General features: G+C 47.6%; 12 protein-coding genes. 2 read left to right on the top strand and 10 right to left on the bottom strand.

Going from position 1 to position 16,939, the window contains the following annotated elements:
- Window positions 1-169: 169 nt before the first annotated feature.
- Window positions 170-1,408 (top strand): ISL3 family transposase, encoded by a 1,239-nt coding sequence (locus ACKTSG_RS11360; RefSeq protein ID WP_407894865.1) that lies wholly within the window; start codon window positions 170-172, stop codon window positions 1,406-1,408.
- A gap of 181 nt (window positions 1,409-1,589) precedes the next feature.
- Here ACKTSG_RS11360 and ACKTSG_RS11355 read toward each other — a convergent pair whose 3' ends face one another.
- The 10 genes from ACKTSG_RS11355 to ACKTSG_RS11310 all read right to left on the bottom strand — a co-directional run bounded on the left by ACKTSG_RS11355 (window position 1,590) and on the right by ACKTSG_RS11310 (window position 16,560).
- Entirely contained in the window at window positions 1,590-2,447 is an 858-nt protein-coding gene (locus ACKTSG_RS11355; protein WP_125708932.1) for a sugar ABC transporter permease, read from the bottom strand.
- A gap of 3 nt (window positions 2,448-2,450) precedes the next feature.
- Window positions 2,451-3,809 carry a carbohydrate ABC transporter permease gene (locus ACKTSG_RS11350; RefSeq protein WP_125708934.1) on the bottom strand — a complete coding sequence of 453 codons (1,359 nt, stop codon included), beginning with the start codon at window positions 3,807-3,809 and terminating at the stop codon, window positions 2,451-2,453.
- A 137-nt stretch (window positions 3,810-3,946) separates the two neighbouring features.
- Complete coding sequence (locus ACKTSG_RS11345; protein ID WP_407894864.1) at window positions 3,947-5,182, bottom strand: extracellular solute-binding protein; 1,236 nt, start codon at window positions 5,180-5,182, stop codon at window positions 3,947-3,949.
- A gap of 40 nt (window positions 5,183-5,222) precedes the next feature.
- The gene (locus tag ACKTSG_RS11340) at window positions 5,223-6,824 is read right to left on the bottom strand and encodes a glycoside hydrolase family 13 protein (protein WP_407894862.1); all 1,602 of its coding nucleotides are present in this window, start codon (window positions 6,822-6,824) and stop codon (window positions 5,223-5,225) included.
- Window positions 6,821-7,489, bottom strand: coding sequence for a beta-phosphoglucomutase (gene pgmB, locus ACKTSG_RS11335; protein WP_125708940.1), 669 nt, complete (start codon window positions 7,487-7,489; stop codon window positions 6,821-6,823). Before pgmB ends, ACKTSG_RS11340 begins: the two co-directional genes overlap by 4 nt.
- A gap of 11 nt (window positions 7,490-7,500) precedes the next feature.
- Entirely contained in the window at window positions 7,501-9,750 is a 2,250-nt protein-coding gene (locus ACKTSG_RS11330; RefSeq protein WP_407894861.1) for a glycoside hydrolase family 65 protein, read from the bottom strand.
- 95 nt (window positions 9,751-9,845) lie between these two features.
- On the bottom strand, window positions 9,846-11,594 hold the full coding sequence (locus ACKTSG_RS11325) for a glycoside hydrolase family 13 protein (protein ID WP_407894859.1): 1,749 nt from the start codon (window positions 11,592-11,594) through the stop codon (window positions 9,846-9,848).
- A 1-nt stretch (window position 11,595) separates the two neighbouring features.
- The gene (locus ACKTSG_RS11320) at window positions 11,596-13,239 is read right to left on the bottom strand and encodes an alpha-glucosidase (protein WP_125708946.1); all 1,644 of its coding nucleotides are present in this window, start codon (window positions 13,237-13,239) and stop codon (window positions 11,596-11,598) included.
- Between the two features lie 141 nt (window positions 13,240-13,380).
- Entirely contained in the window at window positions 13,381-13,953 is a 573-nt protein-coding gene (locus tag ACKTSG_RS11315; RefSeq protein WP_407894856.1) for a uracil-DNA glycosylase family protein, read from the bottom strand.
- A 1,227-nt stretch (window positions 13,954-15,180) separates the two neighbouring features.
- Window positions 15,181-16,560, bottom strand: coding sequence for an MATE family efflux transporter (locus tag ACKTSG_RS11310; protein WP_407894855.1), 1,380 nt, complete (start codon window positions 16,558-16,560; stop codon window positions 15,181-15,183).
- Between the two features lie 227 nt (window positions 16,561-16,787).
- On the opposite strand from ACKTSG_RS11310, the gene ACKTSG_RS11305 reads away from it, so the two are divergent.
- Window positions 16,788-16,939, top strand: a 152-nt coding sequence (locus tag ACKTSG_RS11305; RefSeq protein WP_407894867.1) for a helix-turn-helix domain-containing protein, incomplete at its 3' end; no start/stop codon positions are given.

The raw sequence follows: 16,939 nt of genomic DNA, 5'->3' as shown, positions 1-16,939 counted from the left end.
CGCTGGCGCCATACTTGCCATGGAACATTAGTCTGGACTAGCAATAGAAAATCGGGCCAAGACACATCATAGAGATGTGCCTTGACCCGATTTTGGCGTTATGAACGTGTGGTTATCTCCTGCTTACTGCTTTAAGTGGCTAAACCAAAGATAAGCGAGGTAGGAATAGATGTCTCAACTAGATAGTACGCTTAAGTTGCTCAAAATTACAGATACAAATATTCACACGGAGGATGTTAGAGAAGAATATCGAGGAAAAGCATCGGGTCGTAAGAAATATCTGATCATTCACGCTAGTTTAACTTACACGCTTAAGAAGTGCCCACAGTGTGGCTTTAACGCCTTACATCGCAATGGCTTTCTCGCTACACACATTCATGTCGATGGTCCTACTTCACAGCCGGTACTTCTAGAATTGGATAAGCAACGTTGGCTGTGCGCAAACTGCCACAGCTCATGCACCGCAACGACATCTGCTGTTAGAGCCAACCACGCCATTGGTCGTGAGCTCGAAGAGCACGTCCTTAAACTGGCTTCTAAGTCACTTCCAGGAAAAACAATCGCTACCCTGACGGGCATTTCTACCAACTCAGTGATCCGAATTCTCCACGCAAACATTCATCCGCATGCGAGTCATACACTTCCGGTCAATATCTGTTTTGATGAGTTTCGTTCAACGAAATCTGCGATGTCATTTATTTGTATTGATGCCGATACGCACAAGGCTGTGAAGGTCTTGAGTGGCCGCCTAAATAAAGATATCAAGGAGTTCTTCATCAATCAGTACAGTGTTGATGACCGCGCCGCGGTCAAACGAGTCGTCATGGATATGAACGCCTCATATCAAGCAATTGTTCATGAGCTATTTCCCAACGCCATGATCATTATCGATCGATTTCACATTGTTCAGTTGATTGCTCGGACAATGGATCAAATCCGTGTTCAGTGCTTGAAACAACTTGATGTCCACTCACGTGAGCACAAGATATTGAAGTCACTCTGGAAGTTATTTCATAAAGTCCATCCCGACGCAAAACATTCTCATTATCTATTTGGGCTCAACGAGTACTCAACCGAACAAAATGCCATTGATTTAGGAACCAGCGTATCACCAAAGTTCAAGAAAGCCTACGACACTTACATTGCCATCCATGACGCATTAATGGGTGGACACTATCGCAAGCTGGAGACTCTGATCACGAAATATCAATCCAACGGGAGTGTTCTTGATATCGCCATGACCACCTTAAAGAAGAACCTTCGAGGTGTTATCAACGCTGCGAAGTCTGAGTACTCCAACGGTCCAATTGAAGGCGTGAACCGTAAGATTAAAGAACTCAAGCGGGCCTGTTATGGATTCTCCAATCAGAAAAACATGTTCATACGTGTATATCAATTGGTTGCGTAAGAACAAAACACATGAAGAATGAGGCTTATTTGAGTTACCCTAAAACAAGGCTCTTGGAAGAAATCGTCTGACAGTGTACATCAACTTATAAGATAACAAAAAGGCTCCTCATTTTTGAGAAACCTTCAAAGGATAAAAATTATCCTTCAACACCATTTGACAAACTCCCGTTTTTAATTGATCAGCCTTTATCTGCACCAGCAGTGATCCCAGAAACATAGAACTTCTGCATGATGATAAACAAAATCGTGATCGGGATAGCGATGACAACACATCCAGCGATAAACTCAGTGAAGTATGTCGTCGATGCACCCTTAGTGGAATGCAACATGTTGTACAAGCCATAAGCGATGGTATAAGTTTTGGCATTGCCTGAACTTGACAAGATGATCCCTGAGAAAATGAAGTCGATCCAAGGGCCGATGAACGCCGTCAAAGCCGTATAAACAATGATCGGGCGACTCATTGGCAAGCCGATATGAATGAACACTTGCCATTTGGTGGCCCCATCCATCACCGCCGCTTCATCAATAGCAACTGGAATCGTATCGAAGAAGCCTTTGGCGATGTAGAAGCCTAAACCGGCACCGCCGACGTAAACCAAAGTCAAGCCGCCGAGGTTCAACATGTTGAAGTTTTTCAAAATGTAGTACAAGGCGATCATCGACATGAATCCTGGGAACATTCCCAAGACTAAGGCGATTTGCAAGAACTTCTTACGAAAGGCGAAGCGCAACCGCGACAAGGTGTACGCCACACAAATCGTGACAAACGTGGATAACACCATCGTCACTAAGCTGACCAGCAAGGTGTTGCGGATCCAGTACAAGAATGGAAATTGATCAGACGTGAAGATCCCGATGTAGTTTTGCAACGTGAATTGCTTTGGCCAAAAGGTTGAGACAAAGCCGGTATCATTAGATGAGAAGCTGGCTAAAATGATCCACACAATGGGGATGATCCATAAAATCGCCAGCAGTGCTAATAAGCAATAACGAAATACCAAGGACAGGCGGCGCTGTGCATGATATGATTTCATTTTTTAGCCCTCCTTGAATGCATTGGTGCGACGGTAAGCGATCAGCGAGAATACCGCACTGAGGATAAAGATCAAGATCCCAAGTACCGCACTGGCGTTGTAACGCTGCGTTTGGCCGAAGACCAAGTTGTACAACCAGGTCACCAGCAAGTCAGTGTCTCCGGCGCCGTTATAGTTGTTGTTCATTGGATACCCTGCCGTCAACAAGTAAATGACGTTAAAGTTGTTGATATTCCCAATGAATTGTTGGATCAAACTTGGTGCCATCACAAACAGAATTTGCGGGAACGTGATCGAGCGGAACACTTGCCATGCATTGGCCCCGTCGATGCGGGCCGCTTCGATTTGATCTTGGGGCAAGTTTTGAATAATCGCCGTGGAAATCAACATCGATACTGGGATCCCAATCCACATGTTGACCACGATAACGGTGATCCGCGCCACCAAAGGACTAGCAGACGCGCCGATAAAGTTGATCGGACTGGAGATCAAGTGAATACTCATTAAAATATTGTTGAGTGGGCCTTGCAGATCCAAGAACTGAGCCATCATCAACAAGGAAACAAATTGCGGTACCGCGTAAACGATCACGAAAATCGTCCGCCAGAAGCCTTTATGGTTGATGCCTTTGGATTCGATCAACATCGCCAGCAAAACGCCGAAGAAGAACGTCGTCGCGGTGGCACAAACCGCCCAAACCAAGGTCCAACCTAACACTGGGAAGAACGTCCCAGCTAAGTCGCCAGTCAGCACGTTGCCGAATGCTTTAAATCCAGTCCAGGAAAACCCGATTGGATGTTTGCCATCATAGTTGGTGAACGCCATGGAGATCATGTACACCGTCGGTAAAATCGTAAACGCCACGATCAACACGATCGGCACTGCCAACAACGTGGAATGCAAGCGTTCATCGATCAAGGCATGCAAGTTCTCGTGGTTGGTCGGCACATGTTCGCCATCACGCAATTGCACATATAATGTGCGCATCGAGCGCAAATGCGCGATATACAAGCCTAACATTGCCAGCAGTAAAATCACTGCCAACACCCCAAATAATAGGATCAATACCGAGTTATCCGGTAGCTTGGTTAAATAAACGCCTTGGGTTTGATCAAAGACCACTTTTTTTGATTTGATTTCCCCGAGGTTGCTCAGCATGCTTAAGGCGCTGACCCCACTGAAGATAAACCAAACCCAAAAAGCGATTTGAATGCCTAATAAGGCGATCCCTTTAGCCCATTGCTTATGGCGCAATTGGACAAATCCCATCAGGAGAAATGATAGCTTGAAGGAGACATCGCCTTTTGACCATACCTCTCGATAAGTCGCAGGCGGCTGGACCTTATTGTGTTTTTTAAACATCGTCTTGCTCCTTCCAAAATCAGTTTTGATACAGAATAATGGCTGAAGGTTAAACCCTCCGCTTTAAAGCAAAGCCGCAGCTTTGCTTCAAAGCGGAAGTCGTGATCGTGGTGATCACGGCCCTTAATTAAATCAGATTAGTTCTCTTTGGAAATGGCATCTTGGAAAGTTTGGAGTTTATCCATGTATTGGGAGCTCTTGATCGAGCCGGTGTAAGCACCGTTGATCAAAGGCGCAGATAAGTTCCAGAAGGTTGCCATTTGCGCCATCTTAGGCATGACGATGGAATGGTCAGAAGACTTGGACATCGTCATAACCGCTTTGGCGACAGGATCAGACGTGATGGTGTCACTAGTTTGGGCAGCTTTATCAACAGGGATCTGACCGGAGTTCTTGTAAACGATCAGTTGAGACTTCTTGTTGGTGATGTATTCAGCCAAGGTTGCCGCCGCTTTTTGGTTCTTAGTGGACGTATGGGAGTTAACCGCAAAGGCTTCGATGCCTAAGAACGCTTTGAGTTGCACTTGCTTGCCGTTGATGTTGACCGTTGGATATGGGGCAACGGCGAAGTTCTTGCCTAAAATCTTCTTGATGTTAGCGGAGTTCCAAGGACCATCTAACGTTGCAGCAGCCGCGCCGGACTTCAATTGGTTCAAAGCGTTAGACGTTTGCATCACATTCTTGTTGGCCTTTTGTTGTGCCAACCAAGTCATGGCTGCAACCCCTTTAGCGTTGGCAACATTGGTGCCTTTCAAGGTTTCACCGTCAGTCCCATACAAGTTCGTGCCGGCAGATAAGAAGACTGGATAGTAGTTGTATGCGTTGGTGAAGTCAGTTGCGATCACACCTTTAGCGGTGATGCCGTCCCAAGTCTTCACATCTTCAGCCGACAACTTGGACTTGTCGTAATAAAGAGTTTGGGCTTGTTCAGCAAATGGATAGGCATAAAGCTTATTGTTCCATTCAACCGCTTTTGCTGCAACGGAAACGTTGTTTGCTTTAACCGTCTTAGTGGAAGCGGGTGACAATGGGTTGATGTAGCCTTGATCCGCCATAGAACCTAATTGATCGTTTGGCACTTCGAAAACATCCGCAGCTTTAGCCGGGTCTTTGCCGACATCGGTTTTAGCGTTGGCAGAACCATTAGGACTTTGAGTAACAGCGACTTTAACTTTTGGATATTCTTTGTTGAAGTTCTTAACGATGGTCTTGTAGTAAGGCACTTGCGTCGTGTCGACCCACAATTTAACCGTCCCAGTGACTTCTTTGCTACTGGATGTGTCTGTGGAGCTTGAGCTTTTACCACAAGCCACCAAAGCCATGGATGCGAGCAAGGTGACGCTACCTAACATCACTTTTTTCCAAGTTTTCATAATCTTGTTCCTCCCCAAAATATCTTTATAATTGCGACACTCACAGCGCCAACTTGGCGACGTAAGCTTGATAAGGTTGAAGCTGGGTGGTGATCGGTTCAACATTGGCGAGCAAGATCTCGCTAATATTCGGTTGGTTAAAATGCTGAAGCTTATCCGTTAAGTTGGCCACGATCAGCCAACGCTCACCTTCAAAGCTTCTGATATAAGCCATCACCCCGGAATCGGTAGTGAGGGGTTCAAAGTCCCCACGCACGACGATCGGGTTTTGATGACGGAGTTGGATCAAGCGCTGATACACATGCCAAACACTATTGGGATCAGCAAGTGCTTGTTTGACATTGATGTGGTCGTAGTTGGGATTTTCTGCCAGCCACGGCATGCCGGTGGTGAAACCGGCATGCGGCGTGTCATCCCATTGCATCGGGGTGCGCGCATTATCTCGACCCATGGTGTTGACTTGCTTGATCAAAGTGTCAGCGCTAACGCCTTTGGCCAATTGTTCGGCATACCAGTTGCGGCTTTCAATGTCGTTGACTTGATCGATGCTAGTCACCGGCCGGTTGGTCATGCCAATTTCTTCGCCTTGGTAAATATAAGGCGTCCCGCGCATCAAGTGGAGCAAAATGGCAAACATTGAAGCTGAGCGTTCTCGATACTGACCATCATTGCCCCATCGCGACACGATCCGCGGTAAGTCGTGATTGTTCCAAAACAAACTGTTCCAACCATGTTGATAATCCAATTCGGTTTGCCATTTGATCAAGGTCTGTTTGAACAGATCCAGATCTAATGGCATGGTATGCCATTTGGGTTCACCATGTTTTTGATCCAGTTGCATGGTCTCAAATTGGAAAACCATCGACAACTCATGGCGCTCAGGATCTGAATACTGCTTGGCGATTTCAGGGGTAGCGCCCCAAGTTTCGCCCACTGTCATCAAATCGGCACGACCAAAGGTGGCGGCATTCATTTCTTGCAAGTAGTCATGCAAGTGCGGCCCATTTTCGCGAATCTCAAGATCGGGAATTTTGCCGATCAAGTCGATCACATCGAGTCTAAAGCCGCCAATACCACGATCGATCCAGCGATTCATCATCGCATACACCGCGTGACGCACCACAGGATTTTCCCAGTTGAGGTCCGGCTGTTGCGGACTGAACAGATGCAAGTAATACTGACCAGTCGCCTCATCCAAGGTCCAAGCCGATCCAGAAAACGTTGACGTCATGTCGTTTGGTTCATGGTCATCAACCGGATCACGCCAGACGTACCAATCACGCTTGGGATCATTTCGCGAAGACCGTGATTGCTTGAACCAGGCATGTTGATCAGACGTGTGGTTGACCACCAGATCCATGATGATGCGAATGTGGCGCTTTTGGGCTGCGGCGATCAAGGTATCCATATCCCCCATCGTCCCGAACTGCGGGTCGATGGCTTCATAATCGGCAATGTCGTAACCGTTATCAAAACCAGGCGACAGATACACTGGGCTCAACCAAATCGCATCGATGCCTAATTGTTGCAGTTCATCTAAACGGCTGATGATCCCAGGCAAGTCCCCGATCCCATCACCATTGCTATCTTGAAAAGACTTGGGATAGATTTGATAAACGATTGCGTTTTGCCACCAACTCACGCGCTCACCTCCTTAAAAGCTTCAACGATCTTGCTTAACTGCAAGTCTGCAGTGCTGGCCACGACATAATCAGCAAGTTTTAACACTTGTGCATCCCCGATGCCAACCGCAAATTGGTTAGCCGCTTTGATGGCTTGAACGCCAGCTGACGCATCTTCAAAGCTGATCACATCCTGAGCTTGCAAGTTCAATGCTTGTTGCGCCAAGGTGAAGATCTCAGGATCCGGTTTACCGCGATGCAACTTAGCCGGATCAACGATGGCATCAAAGGCGTCATCGAGTTGCAAGTGTTTCAAAATCGTCGGCGCGTTCTTTGACGCTGAGGCGATGCTCATGTGCAGGCCTTGCGCTTTAGCATCTTGTAATAACTGCGCGATCCCTGGCAAAATGTCTGCCGGTGTTAAGGTTTGGATCAACTCAAGATATAAGTCATTTTTGCTTTGGGCAAAGGCGGCTTTTTCTTCATCTGAATAGGCATCGACTTTGTTCCCATAGCTCAAAATCAAATTCAACGAATCCATTCGCGAACGCCCACGCAACGCGTCGTTTGCTTCTGGTGGCAGTACGATATCAAGGCGTTGAGCCAGTTGATTCCATGCTTGTAAGTGGAAGCGCGCCGTGTCTGCGATCACGCCATCCAAATCAAAAATTAACCCTTTGAGCATGCAACCCCTCCTTAACTTAAGTGCACCGTTTCGTCAAAGACTAACACATCGATCGGATCACCGCTGACTAACTTCAATGTGGTTTCATCTGCCACATCCACAGCAATCAAGCGGCCGCGATAGTTGAACGTAAAGCTGTAATGCGTCCAACCTTTCGGTACAAACGGCTTGAAACTCAAATGGCCGCCAGTGTAGCGCATCCCAGCAAAGCCTTGAACGATGGCTAACCAACCCCCAGACATGGATGTGATGTGGAGGCCATCTTCAGTGTCGTTGTTGTAGTCATCCAGATCCAACCGCGCCGTGCGGGCATACAGTTCAACGGCTTTTGCTTCTTTGCCCAATTCCGCGGCTAAAATTGCGTGAATCGAAGCGGATAAGGACGATTCGTGTACCGTCATCGGTTCGTAGAAGTCGAAGTTGGCTTCTTTTTGCTCGCGGGTAAAGCGGTCATTCAAGAAGTAAATGCCTTGCAACACATCGGCTTGCTTGATGAATGGCGAGCGCAAAATCTTATCCCATGACCAGTGCTGATTGAGTGGCCGTTGATCAGCGGGAATCGAGCTTGCCGGGCGCAGATCTTTATCCAAGAAGGTATCGTGTTGAACAAAAATGCCCAAGTCTTTATCTTCTGGATAATACATGCGATCAACAATATCTTGCCAGTGCGCTTTTTCATCATCAGTCACGGCCAACGCTTGAACTTTATCAACATCCGCTTTTGGTAGACGCTCAAGGGTGTATTGCAACTCCCAAGCGGCCATGGTGTTGGTAAACCAGTTGTTGTTGACGTTATTTTCATATTCGTTAGGGCCGGTGACGCCATGGATCATATATTGTTGATGGCGCTTGGAAAAATGCACCCGATCCGCCCAAAATCTTGCCACGCCGACTAACACATCGATACCATCCCCATTGACGTAAGATTCATCGCCGGTGTAATCCGTGTATTGCTTAATGGCAAAGGCGATATCGGAATTACGGTGGAGTTCTTCGAAGGTGATTTCCCATTCGTTGTGACATTCGATGCCGTTGAACGTGACCATTGGGAACAACGCGCCGGCTAATCCTTGTTGTTGGGCGTTGTGATAAGCGCCTGGCAATTGATCGTGCCGGTATTGCAACAATGCCCGGGTGACTTCTGGTGGGGTCACAGCCAAGTACATCGGCACCACATATGCTTCAGTGTCCCAATAAGTGGCACCGCCATATTTTTCGCCGGTAAAGCCTTTAGGCCCGATATTTAAGCGAGTATCTTCGCCATAATAAGTCATGAACAGTTGCGCAATACTGAAGCGGATACCTTGCTGCGCTGCCGGGTCGCCGTCGATCACAACGTCTGACTGTGCCCAACGCTTGGCCCAAACTGCTTCATGTGCAGCTAATGCTTCATCAAAACTTTGCGGTAGCAGTTCAGCCATCAGTTGATCGGCTTGAGCCGGTTGTTTTGCCGGTTCAACATCACGACTGGTCAAGACGATCACGCGCTTTTCAAGGGTAAGCGCATCGCCTTGGGTTAAGTCGTAGCTTAAGGTTTCATCTAAGCGTCCTGGTTCAGTTGATCGGGTGCCTTCAACTGCCGCGCCGTTCACTTTCAAGGCTTGCTTGAGCAATACCGTGAACTGCGGGACGTCGAAAGGATTGGCTTTGGTTTCAAGTTGGATCGAACCTTGAGCAGCATCTTCATGTTGCGGGATCCAGAAGTGTTCGTCGTAATTCGAGTCTTCGTTAGTGACATTGCCATCCAAAGCAGCATCAAATTTCAATTCAGCCGAGCCTTTTAAGACTTTGGCGTTCACTTTGATCAAGCCGGCTTGTTGCATGGCATTGGAAACGAACCGCTCAAATTCAAAGGCAACTTCGAGATCATCTGTAACGTATACAAAACTGCGGGTCAACTTGCCTTGATGTAAGTCGAGTTGTAAGTTGAAATCGCGGAAGTTATTTTTCGCTAAGTCCAATGCCACGCCATTAATGGTAATGCCTAAGTTGATAAAACTTGGGGCGTTGATGGCTTTACCAAAATAATCAGGATAACCGTTTTTCCACCAACCAACGCGGGTTTTATCTGGGAACCACACACCTGCGAGGTAGGCCCCCAATAAGGTGTCGCCGGAATAACCTTCTTCAAAGTTACCCCGCATGCCCATATACCCATTCCCGATGGCGGTCAGTGATTCTTGCAGGCGCTTATTGGTTTTATCTAATTGATGCGTTGCCACCAGCCAAGGGTCGATGTTGAATAATCGCTTTGCACTCATTTGCACTCACTCCGTTTCGCTTTTAACACTTACTAGTGTAGCAGTTTGGAAAGCGTTTTTACAAGGCGAAACCCATTGTTACCGTTATCAGGATTTCATTGTGCGCGAACAATAAAACCTTTAGGGCTTAAAATACCAGCCTCAAATCCTTGTTGCAGCAATGGTTGTGCCGCAATCGCCGCACCTTGATCCGTGGTGTTGAAATACCCAACGAGTGTTTGACCCGCTAACTGGCGGGTGACTTTGATCAAACCAGTATCCGTTAAAGCATACGTCGTGGTCCCATTGCCTAACAGCTCAGCGTATTCCCGCCGCAGCGCCACTAATGCATGCACGCGTTGCCACGTTGACTGATGCAACTTCGACCAGTCCATCGGCTTGCGATCATCAGGATCATTTCCCCCGAACATGCCCATTTCCGTGCCGTAGTAGATGCAAGGTGTGCCAGTTTGTAAGAAGGTAAACGCCAAGGCTTGCAGTGCGCGATCTAAGTCACCACCAGCTACTGTCAACAAGCGCGGGGTATCATGCGAATCTAACATGTTGAGCATCATCGCATTAACATTATCGCGATACAACATCAACTGATCACTTAAGCGGGCGAGCATCGTTTGCGCATCACTCACGCCAGTTAAGAAGTGGTCTTCGATTTGTTGCGTGAAGGCATAATTCATCACGCCTGAGAACTCGTCGCCATTAAGCCATGGTTGGCTTGAATGCCACACTTCGCCTAAAATGTAAAAATCGGGTTTGATGGCGATCAAGGCATCATGGAATTGACGCCAGAAATGATGATCGACTTCATTGGCGACATCTAAGCGCCACGCATCGATATCAAATTGTTTGACCCAATAAGTCGCAATTTCTAATAGGTAAGCCTGCACTTCTGGGTTCGCAGTGTTGAGCTTCGGCATCCCTGGGCCAAAAGCAAAGGTATCAAATTGTGGATCACCTTGGCCTTGCGTCGGATCACGGTATGGTAACAGCGGCCAATCATGAATATGGAACCAATCTACAAAACGCGACTTTTGGCCGTTTTGCAACACGTCTTGCCATTGCATCGACGCATAACCCATATGGTTGAGCACCGCATCAAGCATCACCCGCATGCCGCGAGCATGGGCTTCATGCACCAGTTTGGCAAACAAGGCTTTGTCGCCAAAGGCTGGATCAATTTCCAAATAATCGATGGTGTCATATTTATGATTGGAGCTAGCTTTAAAAATCGGGCAGAAATATAAGCCGTTTACGCCGAGGTCTTGCAAGTCGTCTAGGTGATCCAACACGCCTTGCAGATCCCCACCGTAATAATCGTCGCGACCAGGATGATCTTCTGGCTGCCATGGCAAACAATTTTCCGGATTCAAACTAGGATCGCCATTGGCAAAGCGTTCAGGGAAGATCTGATACCACACCGTTTCACTGACCCACGCTGGCGTTTTGGTGCGATCGATTTCGTGAAAATAAGGCAGTCGGAAGTAGTTAGCCGCTTCGATGCGCTCGGCTTCAGTATCTTCTCTGGGCCCGCGATCGCCGAATAACACGGTTTTACCTTCAGCGTCAGTGGCTGCAAATAAGTATTGGATCCGCTGATAAGGCGGCTTTAACGTCACTGCCCAATAGTCATGAGTTTGGCCACTGGCAACTTTAATCATCGGGGCTTTTGAATAAGTAAAATGATACTCGCCAGATTCATCGGGTAAATTCCAATAAGGATCCCCATATAAAGCGGTCACATTTTGAACATCACCAAGGGCGGTTTTGAATCTGAGCCGGACTTGATGTGCGTCGATCAAGAAACAATCTTCGCTTTCGGGACGGTGAGCCATTGCAGAAATTAACATATTATTCCTCCGTGATCAAAACAACACTGGCACCAGCACTGAGGCGTAGCTGTTGGTTCAACAATTGCACGGTACCATTTTCTAATCGAATATCATAACGCGCTCGAGGCAAATCAATCACTGAGGCATCGCCAATCGATACGGCGACGATTGCCTTTTGATTTTGTAATTGCCGTTGATACACATAACTATTGGCGTCCGTGGTCAACAAGCGATAATCCCCATCACTGAACAAGTCGGTTTGCTTTAGTTTCAACAACTCGCGGTAAAAATTCAGCTGACTTTCTGGATCATCAGCTTGCTTTTCAACCGTTGGCGTATCAGCGCTTTTGCCTTGAAGCCATGGCGTGCCGGTGGAAAAGCCCGCATTTTGCGTGTTATCCCAGCGCATGCCACCACGCGCTGGCAACTTATGGGTGGCAGAAACTTGTTGCAAGGCTTGGGTTTTGGTTTGCCCAGCCGCCATCGCCGCTTGCACCCAAGGCCCCACGGTTTGGTCTTGAAACTCATCAATTGAATCAAACTGTAGATTCGTCATGCCCAACTCTTCGCCATAATAAATGATCGGAATGCCACGTTGCAGATACATCAACATCGCCAAACTCCGCGCCGTCAATGAATCTTTGGCGACGCGACCAAGGAGGCGTGGCATATCGTGATTGCTCCAATAAAGCGTCGGCATCGCTGATAACGTTTGTTGCCACACTGCTTGGGTTTGCTTGAAGGCTTGCCAATTCAAAGGTTTAGGTTGATATTGCGCCGGATAAGCGGGATCGACTTGCGATTCATCTTCTTTAAAGTAGCGAAACGTCACCACGCTATCCATCAACCGATCGGTATAAGCCGCCGCCAAATTCACATCCGCACTGGCGGCTTCCCCTAACAAGAAAGCATGCGGGTAATCGGTTTTGATGCGTTCTGCAAACGGTCGCAGCCAGGTTTGCACTTGCGGTAAATTGGCAAAAAATGGTTCTGCCACTACCGGTTCATGCGAGCCGTCTGCCGTTGGAAAATCTTGATCTAAACGGGCTTTGGCGATGTGGATAAAGGCATCCACGCGCAGCCCATCGATCCCTTTTTTCAGCCAAAAATCAGCAATATCGCCCATCGCGTGGCGCACTTCAGGATTGGCCCAGTTCAAGTCTGGCATGTGCCGATCAAATAAGTGGAAATATGATTTGCCGGTACCAGCTGGATCTTTGGCCCACACAGAGCCACCAAAGAAGCTGCCCCAATTGTTAGGGCGCTGATCGTGATCCCCGGCAAAAATATAATAATCGCGATATAAACTGCCAGGATGCTTGATTGCATCTTGAAACCAAGGATGTTGATCAGACGTATGATTCATCACAAAGTCCAGCAGCAAATGGATCCCAGCATCATGCAGCGCTTTGATCAACGCATCCATATCCGCCATAGTCCCGACATCTGGATCGATGGCATAGTAATTGGCCACGTCATAGCCATTGTCCACTTGTGGCGAGGTAAATACGGGATTCAACCAAACCGTATTGATACCAAGCGTTTTTAAATAAGGAATGCGTTGAATAATGCCCGGCAAGTCGCCGATACCATCGCCATTGCTGTCTTGAAAAGATTTCGGATAAATTTGATAGATGATCGCGTGATTATACCAATTTTCCAAAATGTCGCCTCCTCCGTCAAATATATGCTAGGTATAGAATACGAGAATACCGGCATGCCTTGCAAGCTGTGACTGATTGTTACCGGTATCAGAATCATTCCAAATAAAAAGTCTAGTCTTTTCAACTAGACCAATCATGAATTAAAGTAAATCGCGCACTTGTTGTTGTAATTGCGGTAACACGCTTCGTTGAAACCATGGATTTTTGTGCAACCAGCCATAATTGAGCGGCGAGGGATGCACTAACGGAAAGTACGGTTGGTACGCTTCAAAGTTGCGCACCGTTTCCGTTAACGTCTTTTCACGGTTCGGCAAATAATATTTCACCGCATACATGCCGATCAACAAGGTGAGCTTTACTTTAGGCATCAATTGCAAAATTGGCTGATGCCACTGATCAGCAAAGCCTTTGCGCGGCGGTAAGTCACCGCTTTTCCCGCGGCCTGGATAATAAAAGTCCAACGGTACCACGCCGATTTTTCCGGAATCATAAAACTCGGCCGAAGTCACACCCATCCACTCCCGCAAACGATCTCCTGACGCATCACGCCAATACGTTTTAGCCAATTGGGCGGAGCGACTGGGGGCTTGGCTCACGATCAAAATCGTCGCCTCTGGTGCCACATGATATAACGGTTCGATCCCCGCTTTCGTGAACTCAGCGTTGGCCGCGTCTTGTTTGATCGCTTCAAAAATTTCATCAGCAGTTGGCATCAATCGTCCTCCAGAAGTTAAGTGAGTCGATTATACCGCAAACATCACATGACCGCTGTGATTCACAACTTTTGCGACAAAATCACACAGTTGAACACAAGCAAACCCGCTTTGGTCGGATATTTATGAAAAACGTTTATAATCGATAGTCTTGTCACAGACCGTTGAAGGCGTTATGATGATGGCGTTAACAAGGTGGAGATAGCAACTTAGCGCAGTTGCTTGAAACTCTTCGCAACGGGGGGCAGTTCCCCGCAGGCCCAGTGAGACTGATCCGCAGTGGCCCAGCGAACCTGTTGGTAACCATTGGATCTCTAGCATCAGAGTACCGGTACTGAAGGGTTCTTCGGAACTCCATGATTACGCCGGATCGATTCCCTCATGGTGACATGGGAAGCAAGTCGACGTCTGTGCATGAAAGGCAGTGCAAAGCTGATTAGTGACCAAAGCGGTCTAAGGCCAATCCCCTAGGGCTGCGCAGAAACGTACTTGGATACATTGTGGTAACTGTTTGGCCGTAATTGAATATCAATGGCGTCAAATCCAGAAGCCCACGAAATGGGAAACTGTTTCGCGGGCTTTGTGTGCGGTCGGTGTCTTCAACTGTTAAAGCATGAAGGTTGCATCAGACACGACACCCATGTTATGATTTGAGTATTGAAAAACCCATATCGCGTCAACGATATGGGTTACGCTTCCGTCTCAATGGCGGCGGCCGATGACTATAATCTAATAGTGAAAGCTAGAAAGCCGTACGATCGCTTGCCAAAGTTCCTGTACGGCTTTTCGCTTGCACTTTTTCGGTCTTGAATGACCTCGTGTCGCGATTAGCTCCCGTCTGACATGACGATGTCTAAGCAACGTCTCTTCGATGTTCACGAACTTTGAAAAAATCCGATCAATCGCTGTCATGAGCTTATCTAGCAACGTGATGATTGCCACAATGACAAAACCCTTGTTAACAAGCTAGGACTCCTCTCTCTAGGATAACTTTCAGTGCATTTAAAACTCATTTGCACCACCCCTTCAATTGTGAGACCGCCGCGCATTCGACTCAGCGCAGTTCAATTATCTCATAGCTGACATGACGCCGTCTATCGCATGTTATTTTATCGATCATAATCAAAAAATCATTTAACTCAATGCGCATCAAAACAGGGATGACTGGTTATTTTCACCAATCGTCCCTGTTTTTTTGACGCTAAATTTCTGATGTGCAATTAATTTTTAAATCGGATCTTGCGCTGCTTCGGCTGCTTTTTTCGCGGCTTGTCGGTCTTCTTGTTGCCGGATCTTCTTCATCGTGCGGAAGTACACATTGACCAGCACGAACACCGAACCGATCCAAGCCAGTGGATTGGCCATTGACGCCCCAGCAAAGCCCAAGTGTGTGACCAATACGATCCCAGCAAAAGCACGCATCAACAGTTCAAACAATCCCGCGACAGTCGGCACCATAGTTTTGCCCAAGCCTTGCAACAAATTCCGCATGGTGAACAAAATGGCGAGCAACCAGTACATGCTGGCATTGTAATGGAAGTAAGTTTGCGCCAGCGCGGTAACGGCAGGCTGATTCGGGCCTAAGAATAAGTTGACCAATGGCCGGCCAAACATAATGATCAACGCCCCAAGCACGGCTGACACCCCAACGTTGAGGGCTAACGTCTGGTGCACCCCACGGCGAATGCGGCCGTACTCGCGGGCGCCGAGATTTTGCGCGGCAAAGGTCGCCATCGCTAGGCCAAACGATGATGCTGGCAACGTCGCCAGCTGATCGATCCGCCCGGCCGCAGTGTACGCTGCAACCGCATCGGTGCCTAAAGTATTGAGCATGACTTGTAAAATGACGGACCCGATGGCAATGATCGACATACTAAAGCCCATCGGCAAACCGACTTTGAGGTGTTCTAAAATACTTTGCCAATCAAAAGCGAGATCTTGCTTGCGAATGACTAATAGCGGGATGCGCTTTTTAATGAACAACCAACACAAAATCGCTGAGAAGGTTTGCGCGATCACGGTTGCCCAACCAGCACCAGCCACGCCCCAATGAAAGCCTAAGATAAACAGCAATTCCAAGGCGATGTTCACCACTGTGGCGATGATCAAGAAAATCAACGGCGTTCGCGAGTCCCCTAACGCGCGCATCATGTTACTCAACAAGTTGAACGCCATCGACGCAAACACCCCGATGAAAATGACCCGCACGAAAGCGACGGATTGATCGATGATTTCCGGTGGTGTTTGCATTAATTCCAGCAACGGCCGGGTCATCGATACTGACACTGCCGTTAAAATTGCGGTAATGGCGATGCTGATCCAAATACTCGACCCAAAACTTTTCCTGACGCCGCGTTCATCGCGAGCGCCAAAGGCTTGAGCAGTGAGCACCGATAACCCGGCGGTGGTCCCTTGGGCAAACCCAATGATCAAGAAGTTGATACTCCCGGTGGCCCCAACCGCCGCCAATGCGTCTTTGCCGATGGTCCGGCCGACGATCAGCGCGTCCATAAAACTATATAGCTGTTGAAAGACATTCCCAATTAAAAGTGGAATGGTAAATAAAATCATCAATTTCAATGGATTGCCTTTTGTTAACGTGCGCACACTACCCCTCCTTTGCGAAACCGATTTCTTCAACTCCGAGCATCTTACGACAGTTTTGGCCAAAAGTCATCAGGAAAAGTGAATGAAAACTGATATTTTGTATTTTCATTTTGACTTTAGGCACTTGAATTTACAATTGAAGTGGAACACTAAGAAAAAAGACTGACCCACTAGGAGACAGCGTAGAATGTTGTTTGTCGAGAACATCATCATACGGAGGTTTCCTAATGAGCCATTACAATCAGCTTACAACTATTGAACGCGGTCGTATAGAGTCTTTTATCCAACTTGGACTATCTTTTCATGAAATAGCGACGCGCTTAAATCGCAGTGTTAGCACAATCTCTAGAGAAGCTCATCGCTGTAACAAGGAATACAA

Source organism: Lacticaseibacillus salsurae (assembly GCF_045862175.1).
Lineage (GTDB): Bacteria > Bacillota > Bacilli > Lactobacillales > Lactobacillaceae > Lacticaseibacillus > Lacticaseibacillus salsurae.
The sequence above is the reverse complement of the archived record's forward strand: the minus strand, read 5'-3'. Positions and strand labels throughout refer to the sequence as shown.